The following is a 12,360-nucleotide window of genomic DNA, read 5'->3' on the forward strand; positions in this document are numbered from 1 at the left end:
CCGGGTGGCGCTCGTGTCGCCGGTCCCGATCTGGCAGAGTCGGATCATGAGCACTGGTGAGATTCGGGTCTGGGTCAATGGCGAGCGGGTCGACGACAAGCCGTCGATCCCGGCTCTGGACCACGGGGTGTCCGTGGGTGACGGGGTCTTCGAGACGGCCAAGGTGGTGGACGGCGCACCCTTCGCGCTCGACCGACACCACGCGAGGATGGATCGGTCACTGGCTGGGCTCGGTCTGCCCGCCGCCGACCGCGACCGCCTCGCCGAGGGCATCTCGGCGGTGCTCGAGGGCAACCCGATCGCCTTCGGGCGGCTTCGCTACAGCGTGACCGGTGGCGCCGGCCCGCTCGGCTCGGACCGCCAGGACAGTCCGATGACCTACATCGTCACGGCCGCGCCGCAGTCGCCGACGCCGGCGACCGGCAAACTGGTCGTCGTGCCCTGGACCCGCAACGAACGGGCCGCGACGGCGGGGCTGAAGACCACGTCATACGCCGACAACGTCGTGGCCCTGGCCTACGCCAAGGAGCGGGAGGGCATCGAGGCGATCTTCGCCAACACCCGGGGCAAGCTGTGCGAGTGCACCGGGTCCAACGTCTTCGTCGTGCAGAACGGCCAGATCCTCACCCCACCGCTGGACGCGGGGCCGCTGGCCGGCATCACCCGCGAGCTGGTCATCGAGTGGTGCCGGGAGGACGGCCTGACCGTGCTCGAGCAGACGCTGCCCCTTGCCGCGCTGCACGAGTCCGACGAGGTCTTCATCACCTCCTCCACCAAGGACGTGCTGGGCGTGCACGCCGTCGACGACCACGAGCTGCCAGCGCCCGGCCCGGTCACCCAGCGCGCCGCCGCGGTCTTCGCCCGACGAAGTTCGGAGACGCCCAACCCATGAGTCACGACCCGGCGCCGCCGCCGGACGACACGCGGGACCGCTACGGCGACCCCGACGTCACCGTCGATGCGCACGAGGACGACTGGGCGTGGCGGCGCCGGATCCGGGCCAATCCCCACACCCACCGCATCTACCGCATCCTGGTTGGTGTCCTCGGGCTGGTCGTGGTCAGCGGCGGGGCCGTCATGGTCCCCTTTCCCGGGCCCGGGTGGCTGGTCGTCTTCATCGGGGTCGGCATCTGGGCGTCGGAGTTCGAGTGGGCCGCCCGCCTGCTGGACTTCGGCAAGCGCACGCTGAAGGCGTGGAACGCGTGGCTGCAGATCCAGCCGCGGTGGATGCAGGCGGTTGTCCTGCTCCTCACCCTCGCCGCGGTCGCGATGATCTTCTGGGGGCTCTTCCTCATCTCTGGCGTGCCCGGCATCCTCCCCGACTTCGCCGAGCACTGGCTGCATGCCGTGCCGGGCCTGTGACGCGCGACCCGATTAGGGCGCGGAGCGGGGCAGCGGTTATTCTCCTGTCTCGCAGCACGGACGTGTAGCTCAGTTGGTTAGAGCGTTCGCTTCACACGCGAGAGGCCAGGGGTTCGAGTCCCTTCACGTCCACCACACCAAAGCCGTCGGGGTCGGTGCACGAGTGTCGAGGGGCCCGCACGGTCAGTGGTTGAGGGGCTGGTTGAGACCAACTAGTCACTTCTAGCCATGGCTATGGCTGTTGAGGGGGCATAGGTTCGGGAGGGGTGGAGGAGCCGGTGCGTCTGCGGGCTGGATCAGGTGGACACGTGGCACGTGTGCGAGAAAGCGTCAGCTGTCGCCTGTGGTGCTCGTAGTGCTGAGTGGGGTAGTGGTAGATCTCGAGGAGCGTCATGTGGTCCCTGAAGTAGGGATCCCAGCCGACCGGGAAGTGCATACCCCCGCTCAGCGCCTCGGCCGACTGTCGGCGAAGGGAAGCCTGCAGGTTGCTGACTACCCGGTCCATGACCCGCTCCATCCGCGCGTGTCCGAGGACGCGCGGGCCACCGATGGAGCCGACGTAGTTGATCACGTGGAATGGACGGGTCCCAGCGTTCAGCAGCGCGGCAAATCGTCTGGAAGCCCCGTCAGGTAGTTGGGCGAACATCCGGACCAGGTAGCGGAGGTTCGCCACGAGCAAGTAGCCGAACAGCATGTGGAAGAGCAGTTGCTCGTTGTTCCACCTGGTGCCGTCACTGGGTTGGCGCAGCTCGGCCACGGTCGCGGTGTCCAGCAGGGTGCGGAAGTCGGCACGAATGCGGTCCAGCTCCGTGTAGACGTCATTCGGGTCCAAGGTCGCCTCCCGGTCATCGGGTCGCTGAGGTTCCACAGTAGGCCGGGGGAGGCGCTCGCGACCGCTCCGGTTGCCAGCAGCCCGACCGGTCTCTGCAGAAGGGGACGGCTGGGGCGGGGTTCGCTTCCCAGTACGCCCGAACAGGGCGGTCCTACCTGAGATCGCGAGCCAGGTACTGGACGCCGTCGACGGGCTCCGCGACATACGGTTCGATCGGGGCGTAGCCGTTCGCGTCATACAACGAGCGTGCGGCGGTCATCGTGGGCAACGTGTTGAGCACCAGTCTGCTCCAGCCGATGCTCTGGGACCGACCGGTCGCTTCGGTCAACAGGCGAAGCCCGAGTCCGGCGCCGCGGGACTGGGGCTGGACGAACAGGCGTCGCAGCTCACCAGTGTCCGGCGACAGGACCCGCACGCCGACACACCCGACCGGTGCGCCGTCACGCCGGGCGAGCAGCAAGAACCCGGGGGCGGTGTAGAACGAGCGGAGCTGGACCAGCTCCGTAGACATGTCGTCGAATCAAGCGCAGACGTCGGCGGCCGAGGCGTACCCCTCGACCGCCCGCCGGTACTCGCGGAACAGGCGCCGCACGGCCACCATGTCCTCGGCCCCGGTCACGAGCTGCACCGCGTCCATGCTGTCGACAGTACCCGTCATCGCGTGAGGGGGTGGCCGGTACTCGAGGTGCAGGATCGCGCCTCGGCTGGCAGGATCAATGCGGTGAGTGAACGGTGGTACAAGCAGGCGGTCATCTACTGCCTGGACGTGGAGACCTTCCAGGACTCCGACGGTGACGGCATCGGCGACCTGCGGGGCCTGCTCAGCCGGCTGGACTACCTTGCTCGGCTGGGGGTCACCTGTCTGTGGCTGAACCCGGTCCATCCGACCCCGAATCGCGATGATGGCTACGACGTCGCGGACTACTACGGGATCGACCCGCGCATCGGGTCGCTGGGTGACTTCGCCGAGCTGGTGCACGAGGCCGGCAACCGGGGCATTCGGATCATGATGGACCTGGTGGTCAACCACACCTCCGATGAGCACTCGTGGTTTCGCTCCGCCCGCGCAGACGCCTCCTCGTCCTACCGGGACTGGTACATCTGGTCTGACCGCGAGCCGGCGGGCAGGCGGCAGGGCATGGTCTTTCCCGGCGAACAGCAGGAGACCTGGACCTTTGACCAGGACGCCGGAGCGTGGTACTTCCACCGGTTCCACGCCTTCGAGCCGGACCTGAACTGGGCCAACCCGGCCGTGCAAGCGGAGATCAAACGCGTCATCGGGTTCTGGCTGCAGTTGGGCGTGGCCGGGTTCCGGATCGACGCCGCCCCATCGGTGATCACCCTGGAAGGGCCAGAGGACCAGACCAGCCGACAGGACTTCACGTTGCTGACCGAACTGCGCGGACACGTCTCCTGGCTGGCCGGGGACGCGGTGCTGCTCGCCGAAGCCAACGTCGGCCTGGACCAGCTGCCGGAGTACTTCAGTGGCCCGGGGGGCTCCGGCGACCGGCTGCACATGCTGTTCGACTTCCGCCTCAACAGCCATCTGATGCTGGCCCTCGCCCGGGGCGAGGCCGAGCCGGTCATCGAGACCCTGCGCTCGACCCCGCCGATCCCGGCTTGGGGGCAGTGGGCCACTTTCCTACGCAACCACGACGAGGTCGACCTGAGCGGTCTGACCGCCGAGCAGCGCCAGCAGGTGTTCGCCGTGTTCGGGCCGCAGGAGACGATGCGCATCTACGGCCGCGGAATCCGGCGCCGCCTCGCGCCGATGCTCGGCGGCCACCCGGGGCGCATCCGGATGGCCTACTCGCTGCAGTTCACCCTGCCCGGCACCCCGGTGCTGCGCTACGGCGAAGAACTCGGTATGGGCGAGGACCTGGCCCTGTCCGGCCGGACGGCCGTGCGCACCCCGATGCAATGGACCGACGAGGCCAGCGGCGGCTTCTCCACCGCAGGCCGCGACCAGCTCGTCCGTCCAGTGATCCGTGGCGGCGAGTACGGCTGCGAGACCGTCAACGTCCTCGACCAGCGCCGTGACCGGAGCTCGCTGCTCAGCTGGTTCGAGACGATGATCCGCACAATGCGAGAGTCGCCGGAGGTCGGCACCGGCACGTGCACCCTCATTGACGTCCCCTTGCCGCCCCACGTACTGGCACACCGGTGCGACGGCCCGACCGGGTCGATGTTGTTCCTGCACAACCTCGCCGACAGCCCCGCGACCTGCGACCTCGCAGCACCGTCAGGAGCCGGCGACACCGTCGTTGAGGTCTTTGCCGACCAGGACTACCCCCCACCAGACGTCGGCCTGCACGAGCTCGAGCTTGCCGGATATGGATACCGCTGGCTGCGCCTCGACCGGCAGACCGGCTCCGCATGACCGCACCACCAAACCTCGGCGTCGCCACACCAACCACCCTCGCCGGCCCGTTGTCGCGCATGAGCGAAGGGTGAGGCGCGACGTGCGGTGAGGGACGGCCGAGGGCTGCCGTTACGGATCGCCGCCACGGGGTAGTCAGAACCCATGTCTGCTGCCAGGAAGAAGCCATCCGCCGCGAAGAAGACGTCGACACCGCAGGGCCGCCAGAGTGGCAAGGGTGCTGCGACCGTGCCCGGGGCACCGGGGAGCGAGCAGGCAGCGGTGGAGGAGCCGACGACGCCACACGAGCCGTTGCCGCCCAAGGCGGACCAGGCAGCCCCTGAGATCGTCTCCGCCACCGGCCAGCACGTGGACGCGCCCGAGGACGCCCGGGCGCAGTCGGGGGCATACCTCACGACGGCGCAAGGCGTGCGGCTGCGCGACACCGACCACTCGCTCAAGGCGGGCTCGCGCGGGCCGACACTGCTGCAGGATCACCATCTGCGCGAGAAGATCACCCACTTCGACCACGAGCGGATCCCGGAGCGAGTGGTCCACGCCCGGGGTACCGGCGCCCACGGCACCTTCCGGTCCTACGGCTCGGCGGCGAAGGTCACCCGGGCGGGCTTCCTGGCCACGGACGTCGAGACCCCTGTCTTCGTCCGCTTCTCCACGGTCGTGGGCAGCAGGGGATCGGCGGACGCGGTGCGCGACACCCGCGGTTTCGCCACGAAGTTCTACACCGCCGACGGCACCTTCGACCTGGTCGGCAACAACATGCCCGTCTTCTTCATCCAGGACGGGATCAAGTTCCCTGACATCGTCCACGCCGCCAAGCCCAACCCGGACCGGGAGATCCCGCAGGCCCAGAGCGCCCACGACACCTTCTGGGACTTCGTCTCCCTGCACACCGAGGCGCAGCACCACGTGATGTGGCAGATGTCCGACCGGGGCATCCCGCGGTCCTTCCGGATGATGGAGGGTTTCGGCATCCACACCTTCCGTCTGATCGACGACGAGGGCGCCACCACGCTGGTCAAGTTCCACTGGAAGCCTCGGCTCGGCGTGCACTCGCTGGTCTGGGAGGAGGCCCAGCTGGTCAACGGTGCCGACCCCGACTTCCACAGAAGGGACCTGTATGACGCGATCGAGGCGGGTGCGCTTCCCCAGTGGGAGCTGGGGATCCAGACCTTCCCCGACACCGAGGACCAGATGTTCGAGGGCATCGACCTGCTCGACCCGACCAAGATCGTGCCGGAGGAGCTCGCGCCCGTGCAGCCGGTGGGCCTGATGACCCTGACCGCGGGACCGCAGAACTTCTTCGCCGAGACCGAGCAGGTCGCGTTCCACCCCGGCCATCTCGTGCCCGGCATCGACGTCACCGACGACCCGCTGCTGCAGGCTCGGCTCTTCTCCTACCTGGACACCCAGATCACCAGGCTCGGTGGCCCGAACTTCGCGCAGATCCCGATCAACAGGCCGCACGCCCCGGTCAACGACATGCTGCGCGACGGGTTCCACCAGCACGCCGTGCAGCAGGGCGTGGCGCCGTATCGGCCGAACTCGCTGGACGGCGGCTGTCCGTTCGTGGCGGGGGAGGAGGTCAGTGCCTTCGTGGACGTGCCGCGGGAACTTCCCTCGTCGCGGAAGGTCCGTGAGTCGCCGCAGTCGTTCGCCGACCACCACAGCCAGGCACGGCTGTTCTGGCTGAGCATGACGCCCGTGGAGCGCGACCACATCCTCGCGGCCTACACGTTCGAGCTCGGCAAGTGCTACGAGCAGGCGGTCAAGGAGCGGCAGCTGAAGTCGTTGGCCCTGATCGACCGCGACCTGTGCGACGGCGTCGCCGCCGGGCTGGGTCTGCCCGCGCCTTCCCCGGACGAGGCCCTGCCCGAGATGGACCCCAGCCCGGCCCTGTCACAGGTGGGCTCCACCTGGCCGGTGGACGGCCGGGTGATCGGCATCGTGGCCGACGGGTCCAGCGACCTTGCCGCGGTGCGCTCGGTCTGCGGAGCGGTCCACGAGGCAGGGATGACGCCGCTGGTCATCGCACCGCACGGTGGTGCCTTGGGAGACGGCGACCAGCAGGTGGTCGTCCAGCGGTCCTTTGCCACGGCACGGTCGGTGGAGTTCGATGCGGTGCTCCTGTCCACCGCGACTGCCAAGGCGCCGGACGCGGTGGTCAGCCTGGACGCCAAGGCAGGGGCACCCGCCCCGGACGACGCGACCGACCCTCGGGTGGGCCTCTTGGTGTCCGAGTGCTACCGCCACGGCAAGGCCATCGGCGCCTGGGGCGACGGCCGCGATGCGCTGGCTCCGGTGGGCGTGGACCCGTCAAGCGCAGGCGTGGTCTGCGGAACCGACCCGACCGACGTCCTGCGAGAGGTCAGTCAGCTGCTTTCCAGCCACCGGGTGTGGGACCGCTTCACCGCGCAGACCGACTGACCACCGGGGATCGCGAGCGCCACGCCCCCGTGCAGCGGTGGATCAGCCCTCCGCCGTGGCCTCGCTGGGCCCTGGGACCACCTCCAGCAGGCCCTCGGCGGCCTGCGCGGGGTCGGTGAACTCGTCGCGCAGGAGAGTCCCGTCCGGCAGGCTCGCGCGGAAGCCGATCACGTGGTCCCCGACCACGCGACCGACCAGCCGCCCGTCGTTCCAGACCTCGTAGTGCCCCGCCCGGGGCATCGTCAGCGTCATGCTCACACCATGAGCCAGCCCCGCCACATCTGTCCGGCGGATGGCGAAGAACTGGCCGAACGGATGACCCCGGACCGAGCCATTCGGTCGGTTCAGGGTGAGCGGGTGCGACCGGCCGCCCAGTCCCGGCACCGCGCGACGGATCAGGTCGCCTCGAACGACTCGGCCGGGGCAGCCGCGGAGACACCGGGTTACGGTGGGGCATGGTCGAGGCACAGTTGGTCGACATCCGCATCTATCCCGTCAAGGACGAGCCAGGGCAACGACTCGAGTCGATCGCGATCGGGCCGGACGGGCTCGACGGCGACCGGCGCAAGAAGGCCGCCGTGCACCTGGTCAGTCTTCAGGACAGCGAGGGCGAGCACGAGATGCGGGCCAACCTGTTTGTGAGCGCGAGTCCCGAGGAGCTGTCGGACGCTGTCGGGCACGACCTCCGGGTCGGGGGAGCGGTGCTCAGTGTGGACCGCGTGCCGTCCGGCTGTCCGGGCGTCTACGCGTCGGTGGTCAAGCCGGGCATGGTGCACACGGGTGACCGGGTGACGTCGGCACCGGCTGCGCAGCAGGACGGCTGACCGCCCACGGGCGGGGAACCGGGGCCGGCGCACGCCCCGATAGCATCGCCACGGCATACCAGCCATCGCACCGCACACCGAGGAGCCCACGTGTCTGCCGACATCACCGTGTCCATCGCCGGAGACGAGCGATCGGTCCCGGCCGGCACGACGGCGGCCGACCTCTTCGGTGACGACAGAGTGGTCGTCGTGGCCCGCGTGGATGGCCAGTTGCGCGACCTGGCTGGCCCGCTGCCTGATGGCGCCGTCGTCGAGCCCGTCACCATCGACTCCGAGGACGGGCTGAACGTGCTGCGGCACTCCACGGCGCACGTCCTCGCCCAGGCTGTGCAGCAGGTCAACCCCGAGGCCAAGCTCGGGATCGGGCCGCCGATCCGTGACGGCTTCTACTACGACTTCGACGTCGATCGGCCGTTCGATCCTGACCAGCTCAAGGCGCTGGAGAAGGTCATGCAGCGGATCATCAACGAGGGGCAGACCTTCCAGCGCCGCGAGGTCGACGACGACGAGGCCAGGCAGGAGCTCGCCGACGAGCCCTACAAGCTGGAGCTCATCGGGCTCAAGGGTGGGTCGGCGGAGGACTCGGCCGAGGGAGCGTCGGTGGAGGTCGGCGGGTCACAGCTCACCATCTACGACAACGTCCGGCGCGACGGCGACCGCGCGTGGGGCGACCTGTGCCGGGGGCCCCACCTGCCGTCGACCAAGCTGATCGGCAACGCCTTCAAGCTGATCCGCTCCGGCGGCGCCTACTGGCGCGGTTCCGAGAAGAACCCTCAGCTGCAGCGCATCTACGGCACGGCGTGGCCGTCCAAGGCCGAGCTGAAGGCGTATGTCGAGCGGCTCGCCGAGGCGGAGCGGCGGGACCACCGCAAACTGGGAGCCGAGCTCGACCTCTACTCCTTCCCCGACGAGCTCGGTTCGGGCCTGCCGGTCTTCCACCCCAAGGGCGGAGTGATCAAGCGCGAGATGGAGGACTACGTCCGGCGCCGGCACATCGAGGAGGGCTTCGACTACGTCGGCACCCCGCACATCAGCAAGGACGGCCTGTTCCACACCTCGGGTCACCTGCCCTACTACGCCGACACGATGTTCCCAGGCATGGAGCTGGAGGGCGCGCAGTACCGCCTCAAGGCGATGAACTGCCCGATGCACAATCTCATCTTCAGCTCGCGCGGGCGTTCCTACCGGGAGCTCCCGTTGCGGTTCTTCGAGTTCGGGTCGGTATACCGCTACGAGAAGTCGGGGGTCGTGCACGGCCTGACGCGCGTCCGGGGGATGACCCAGGACGACTCGCACTCCTACGTCACCGCCGAGCAGGCGCCCGACGAGATCAAGCACCTGCTCGGGTTCGTGCTGTCGCTCCTGCGCGACTTCGGGCTCGACGACTTCTACCTGGAGCTGTCGACTCGGGAGACCGAGGGCGAGAAGGCGGCCAAGTTCATCGGCAGCAACGAACAGTGGGAGGAGGCCACCCGGATCCTCGAGCAGGCCGCGCTCGACACCGGGCTCGAGCTGGTCGCCGACCCGGGTGGCGCGGCGTTCTACGGGCCGAAGATCTCCGTGCAGGCCAAGGACGCGATCGGCCGCACCTGGCAGCTGTCGACGATTCAGTACGACTTCAACCAGCCGGCCCGTTTCGGGCTGGAGTACCAGGCCGCGGACGGCACGCGGAAACAGCCGGTGATGATCCACTCGGCGAAGTTCGGGTCGATCGAGCGCTTCATCGGTGTGCTGGTGGAGCACTACGCGGGTGCGTTTCCTCCGTGGCTCTCGCCGGTCCAGGTGCTCGGCGTCCCGGTCGCCGACGAGTTCGCCGACTACCTCCAGGACGTCCTGGGCCAGCTGCGGGCCAAGGGGATCCGGGTGGAACTGGATGCCTCGGACGACCGGTTCCCGAAGAAGATCCGCAACGCGAGCAAGTCGAAGGTGCCCTTCGTGCTGATCGCCGGCGACGAGGACCGGTCGGCCGGGGCGGTCTCCTTCCGCTATCGCGACGGGTCGCAGAAGAACGGCGTCCCGGTGGCCGAGGCGATCACCGAGATCGTCGAGGCCGTCGAGTCGCGCCAGCAGGTCTGAGCCGGAGGGCCGCCGGGCGGTTACGCTGCCCCGACACGAGGAGCCGCCTGGCTCCACGAGCGGAGGGTGAGGGGACATGGCCGGCATCACCACACGGATCATCCGCAGACGGCGCCTGGCACAGCAGACAACTGTGCCGGGCGTGGCGGTCGCCCCTGCGAGAGGTGCTGCCGAGGAGGACCTCGTCGAGCAAATGGCGGCGGTCAGAGACCGTCCGAGCGCCGCCGGAGTGGACACCGGTGTCACGCCGGCGGTCCAGATCGCGAGCGCGTGGGCCTGGCGAGTGCTGGTGATCGCGGGTGCGGCCGCGGTCCTCGGCTGGGTGCTCCGCTACCTGTCCGAGGTCGTGGTCCCGGTGCTCGTGGCGACTCTGCTCGCCGCGCTGCTGGTGCCCGTCACCCGGGGACTGCAGCGGCTGCGGCTGCCCCGTGGGGCGGCGGCCGGAATCACCGTCCTGGCCACCCTCGCGCTGGTCAGCGGTCTCCTCACCGTGGTCGGCACCCAGATCAGCTCCAGCTTCGGCGACCTCTCGTCGCAGGTGGGCGAGGGGATCAAGAAGCTGCGTGACCTGGCGCGGGTCAACTTTGGTGTCTCCGATGCCCAGGTCAGCGATGCGGTCCAGAACGTCAAAGACGCCTTCACCACCGGCGGTGACGTCGCCGGCAAGGCGGCCGCCGTCGGCACCACCGCGTCGCACTTCGTCGCTGGGCTGTTCATCGCCCTGTTCGCCACCTTCTTCTTCCTCTACGAGGGCGATCGGATCTGGGCCTGGCTGGTGCGCCTCCTTCCCCGCCGGGCGCGGGACAAGGCCGACTCCTCCGGCCGCCGGGCCTGGGTCTCCCTGACCGCCTTCGTCCGGGCCACGATCATCGTCGCGGCGGTGGACGCGATCGGGATCACCATCGGGGCATGGCTGCTCGGGCTGCCGTTGGTGGCGGCCATCGGGATCCTGGTCTTCGTCGGAGCCTTCGTGCCCGTGGTCGGCGCGCTCGTCAGCGGTTCGGTGGCGGTGCTCGTCGGATTGGTCGACAAGGGTCCGCTGGTGGCGGTGGCGATGCTCGCGGTGGTGATCGGCGTGCAGCAGCTCGAGAGCCATGTGCTGCAACCCTTCCTGCTCGGCCGGGCCGTGAGCGTGCACCCGCTCGCGGTGATCCTCGCGATCGCGGCCGGTGTGGTGGTCGCCGGGATCGTCGGCGCCCTGCTCGCCGTGCCCTGCGCCGCCGTCGCCAACGCCGTGGTCAACCACCTGGCCGGCAACGATCCACCCCCGCACGGGCACTCAGGGGGCCGGGCCGCGGCGGACGCTCCCACCTGAGGCCCGATCAGCTCGCCGTTGTGAGACCGGGATCGGCCCGCGAAGCTGCTCAGTTGCTGGACATCGGCGTCATCGGTGACGCCCGTTGCCAGCAACTTCTCTTGGGTATGCCGTCGGGTGGGCCGGGTCGGACGCCGGGCGTGGTTCACTTCCGGCATGGACGACGTGACGATCCGCCCGGCCGGCGCCGACGACTCGTTGGCCGTGGCCGCCCTCGCCCTGCAGATGGGCATCGGGCTCGGGCACGCTCCCGAGCCCGGCTTCCTGGACCGGTATGCCGTGGCCTGGGTCGCTGCGCTGGAGCGTCGCCCCACCTGGCTGGCCGAGGCGAGTGACGGCCGTCCGCTGGGTGCCGTGGTCACCGCCAGGGTCGACAAGCTACCGCGCCTCGGGAGGGGCGAGACCTGCTGGCTGCACGTCTCGTCGCTGTTCGTCACCGTCGACGTCCGCGGGCGAGGTCTCGGTGAGGCCCTGCTGGGGGCTGTCGTCGGGTGGGCCCGCGAGCAGGGGGTCGACTGGCTCCAGCTCAACGCGGTTCCCGAGGCTCGGAGTCTCTACGAACGCGCCGGGTTCACCCCTGCGGACCCGCGGCTCATGGGGCTGCGATGGTGACGGGCGTGACGTCGAGGGACGGGGCCCGACGCCCAGGCAGGCTGTCCGCGCGGTGGAGGGTTGGTCAGGCGCCCCGCTCGAGGACGAAGACGGGGATCTGCCGATCAGTCTTGGTCTGGTAGTCGGCGTAGTCGGGGAAGGCCTCGACCGCCCGGGCCCACCAGATCGCCCGCTCCTCGCCGGTGACCTCTCGTGCGCGCAGGTCCTGCTTGACCGGTCCGTCCTGCAGCTCGACCGCGGGGTGCGCCTTGAGGTTGTGGTACCAGACCGGGTGCTTCGGGGCGCCGCCCCGTGAGGCGACCACGGCATACGTGCCGTCGTGCTCGACCCGCATGAGCGGTGTCTTGCGCAGCTTGCCGGTCCTGGCGCCCACGGTCGTGAGGACCACGACCGGCAGACCGCGCAGCGTGGTGGCCTCGGTGCCGCCGGACGCCTCGTAGGTCTCGGCCTGTTTGCGGGCCCAATCGCTCGGGCTCGGTGCGTACTCTCCTTGAAGGGGCATACCCCTACTCAACCACGCGGGTGCATAGGATCG

Annotated in this window: 13 protein-coding genes and 1 tRNA gene; 9 read left to right on the forward strand and 5 right to left on the reverse strand. The window is 69.4% G+C overall.

The window, feature by feature from the left end:
* Positions 1–46: 46 nt before the first annotated feature.
* From FCN22_RS06605 to FCN22_RS06615, 3 genes are all read left to right on the forward strand, one after another.
* Positions 47–892 carry an aminotransferase class IV gene (locus FCN22_RS06605; RefSeq protein ID WP_202911444.1) on the forward strand — a complete coding sequence of 282 codons (846 nt, stop codon included), beginning with the start codon at positions 47–49 and terminating at the stop codon, positions 890–892.
* Entirely contained in the window at positions 889–1,362 is a 474-nt protein-coding gene (locus FCN22_RS06610; RefSeq protein ID WP_137120764.1) for a TIGR02611 family protein, read from the forward strand. The genes FCN22_RS06605 and FCN22_RS06610 overlap by 4 nt, the downstream gene beginning before the upstream one ends.
* A gap of 58 nt (positions 1,363–1,420) precedes the next feature.
* A tRNA-Val gene (locus FCN22_RS06615) sits at positions 1,421–1,497 on the forward strand.
* Between the two features lie 97 nt (positions 1,498–1,594).
* Here the strand turns inward: FCN22_RS06615 and FCN22_RS06620 are convergent.
* The 3 genes from FCN22_RS06620 to FCN22_RS21575 all read right to left on the reverse strand — a co-directional run bounded on the left by FCN22_RS06620 (position 1,595) and on the right by FCN22_RS21575 (position 2,852).
* Positions 1,595–2,194 (reverse strand): DinB family protein, encoded by a 600-nt coding sequence (locus tag FCN22_RS06620; RefSeq protein WP_238384563.1) that lies wholly within the window; start codon positions 2,192–2,194, stop codon positions 1,595–1,597.
* 151 nt (positions 2,195–2,345) lie between these two features.
* Positions 2,346–2,705: a GNAT family N-acetyltransferase gene (locus FCN22_RS06625; RefSeq protein WP_137120766.1), complete on the reverse strand. Its 360-nt coding sequence runs from the start codon at positions 2,703–2,705 to the stop codon at positions 2,346–2,348.
* A 9-nt stretch (positions 2,706–2,714) separates the two neighbouring features.
* The gene (locus tag FCN22_RS21575; RefSeq protein WP_162308148.1) at positions 2,715–2,852 is read right to left on the reverse strand and encodes a hypothetical protein; all 138 of its coding nucleotides are present in this window, start codon (positions 2,850–2,852) and stop codon (positions 2,715–2,717) included.
* A gap of 63 nt (positions 2,853–2,915) precedes the next feature.
* Here FCN22_RS21575 and FCN22_RS06630 point away from each other — a divergent pair, with 63 nt between their 5' ends.
* Both FCN22_RS06630 and FCN22_RS06635 read left to right on the forward strand, forming a co-directional pair.
* Positions 2,916–4,574 carry an alpha-amylase family protein gene (locus tag FCN22_RS06630; protein WP_137120767.1) on the forward strand — a complete coding sequence of 553 codons (1,659 nt, stop codon included), beginning with the start codon at positions 2,916–2,918 and terminating at the stop codon, positions 4,572–4,574.
* Between the two features lie 144 nt (positions 4,575–4,718).
* The gene (locus tag FCN22_RS06635) at positions 4,719–6,998 is read left to right on the forward strand and encodes a catalase (protein WP_137120768.1); all 2,280 of its coding nucleotides are present in this window, start codon (positions 4,719–4,721) and stop codon (positions 6,996–6,998) included.
* 42 nt (positions 6,999–7,040) lie between these two features.
* On the opposite strand, the gene FCN22_RS06640 is transcribed toward FCN22_RS06635, so the two are convergent.
* Positions 7,041–7,250 (reverse strand): hypothetical protein, encoded by a 210-nt coding sequence (locus FCN22_RS06640; protein ID WP_137120769.1) that lies wholly within the window; start codon positions 7,248–7,250, stop codon positions 7,041–7,043.
* Between the two features lie 203 nt (positions 7,251–7,453).
* Here FCN22_RS06640 and FCN22_RS06645 point away from each other — a divergent pair, with 203 nt between their 5' ends.
* From FCN22_RS06645 to FCN22_RS06660, 4 genes are all read left to right on the forward strand, one after another.
* A complete protein-coding gene (locus FCN22_RS06645; protein WP_137120770.1) occupies positions 7,454–7,822 on the forward strand; it encodes an MOSC domain-containing protein in 369 nt (122 codons plus the stop codon).
* A 90-nt stretch (positions 7,823–7,912) separates the two neighbouring features.
* Positions 7,913–9,898, forward strand: coding sequence for a threonine--tRNA ligase (gene thrS, locus FCN22_RS06650; protein WP_137120771.1), 1,986 nt, complete (start codon positions 7,913–7,915; stop codon positions 9,896–9,898).
* A gap of 76 nt (positions 9,899–9,974) precedes the next feature.
* Entirely contained in the window at positions 9,975–11,213 is a 1,239-nt protein-coding gene (locus tag FCN22_RS06655) for an AI-2E family transporter (RefSeq protein ID WP_137120772.1), read from the forward strand.
* A 156-nt stretch (positions 11,214–11,369) separates the two neighbouring features.
* Positions 11,370–11,825: a GNAT family N-acetyltransferase gene (locus FCN22_RS06660; protein ID WP_137120773.1), complete on the forward strand. Its 456-nt coding sequence runs from the start codon at positions 11,370–11,372 to the stop codon at positions 11,823–11,825.
* Between the two features lie 64 nt (positions 11,826–11,889).
* Here FCN22_RS06660 and FCN22_RS06665 read toward each other — a convergent pair whose 3' ends face one another.
* A complete protein-coding gene (locus FCN22_RS06665) occupies positions 11,890–12,327 on the reverse strand; it encodes a nitroreductase family deazaflavin-dependent oxidoreductase (RefSeq protein ID WP_137120774.1) in 438 nt (145 codons plus the stop codon).
* Positions 12,328–12,360: the final 33 nt, after the last annotated feature.

This window comes from Segeticoccus rhizosphaerae (genome assembly GCF_005222685.1).
GTDB lineage: Bacteria > Actinomycetota > Actinomycetes > Actinomycetales > Dermatophilaceae > Segeticoccus > Segeticoccus rhizosphaerae.

Bases quoted from the DNA above. Each gene is read 5' to 3' on its own strand.
- FCN22_RS06665 (WP_137120774.1), bottom strand. From the start codon at position 12,327: ATGCCCCTTCAAGGAGAGTACGCACCGAGCCCGAGCGATTGGGCCCGC.
- FCN22_RS06610 (WP_137120764.1), top strand. From the start codon at position 889: ATGAGTCACGACCCGGCGCCGCCGCCGGACGACACGCGGGACCGCTAC.
- FCN22_RS06605 (WP_202911444.1), top strand. From the start codon at position 47: ATGAGCACTGGTGAGATTCGGGTCTGGGTCAATGGCGAGCGGGTCGAC.
- FCN22_RS06655 (WP_137120772.1), top strand. From the start codon at position 9,975: ATGGCCGGCATCACCACACGGATCATCCGCAGACGGCGCCTGGCACAG.
- FCN22_RS21575 (WP_162308148.1), bottom strand. From the start codon at position 2,852: ATGACGGGTACTGTCGACAGCATGGACGCGGTGCAGCTCGTGACCGGG.
- FCN22_RS06635 (WP_137120768.1), top strand. From the start codon at position 4,719: ATGTCTGCTGCCAGGAAGAAGCCATCCGCCGCGAAGAAGACGTCGACA.
- FCN22_RS06660 (WP_137120773.1), top strand. From the start codon at position 11,370: ATGGACGACGTGACGATCCGCCCGGCCGGCGCCGACGACTCGTTGGCC.
- FCN22_RS06640 (WP_137120769.1), bottom strand. From the start codon at position 7,250: ATGACGCTGACGATGCCCCGGGCGGGGCACTACGAGGTCTGGAACGAC.
- FCN22_RS06625 (WP_137120766.1), bottom strand. From the start codon at position 2,705: ATGTCTACGGAGCTGGTCCAGCTCCGCTCGTTCTACACCGCCCCCGGG.
- FCN22_RS06645 (WP_137120770.1), top strand. From the start codon at position 7,454: ATGGTCGAGGCACAGTTGGTCGACATCCGCATCTATCCCGTCAAGGAC.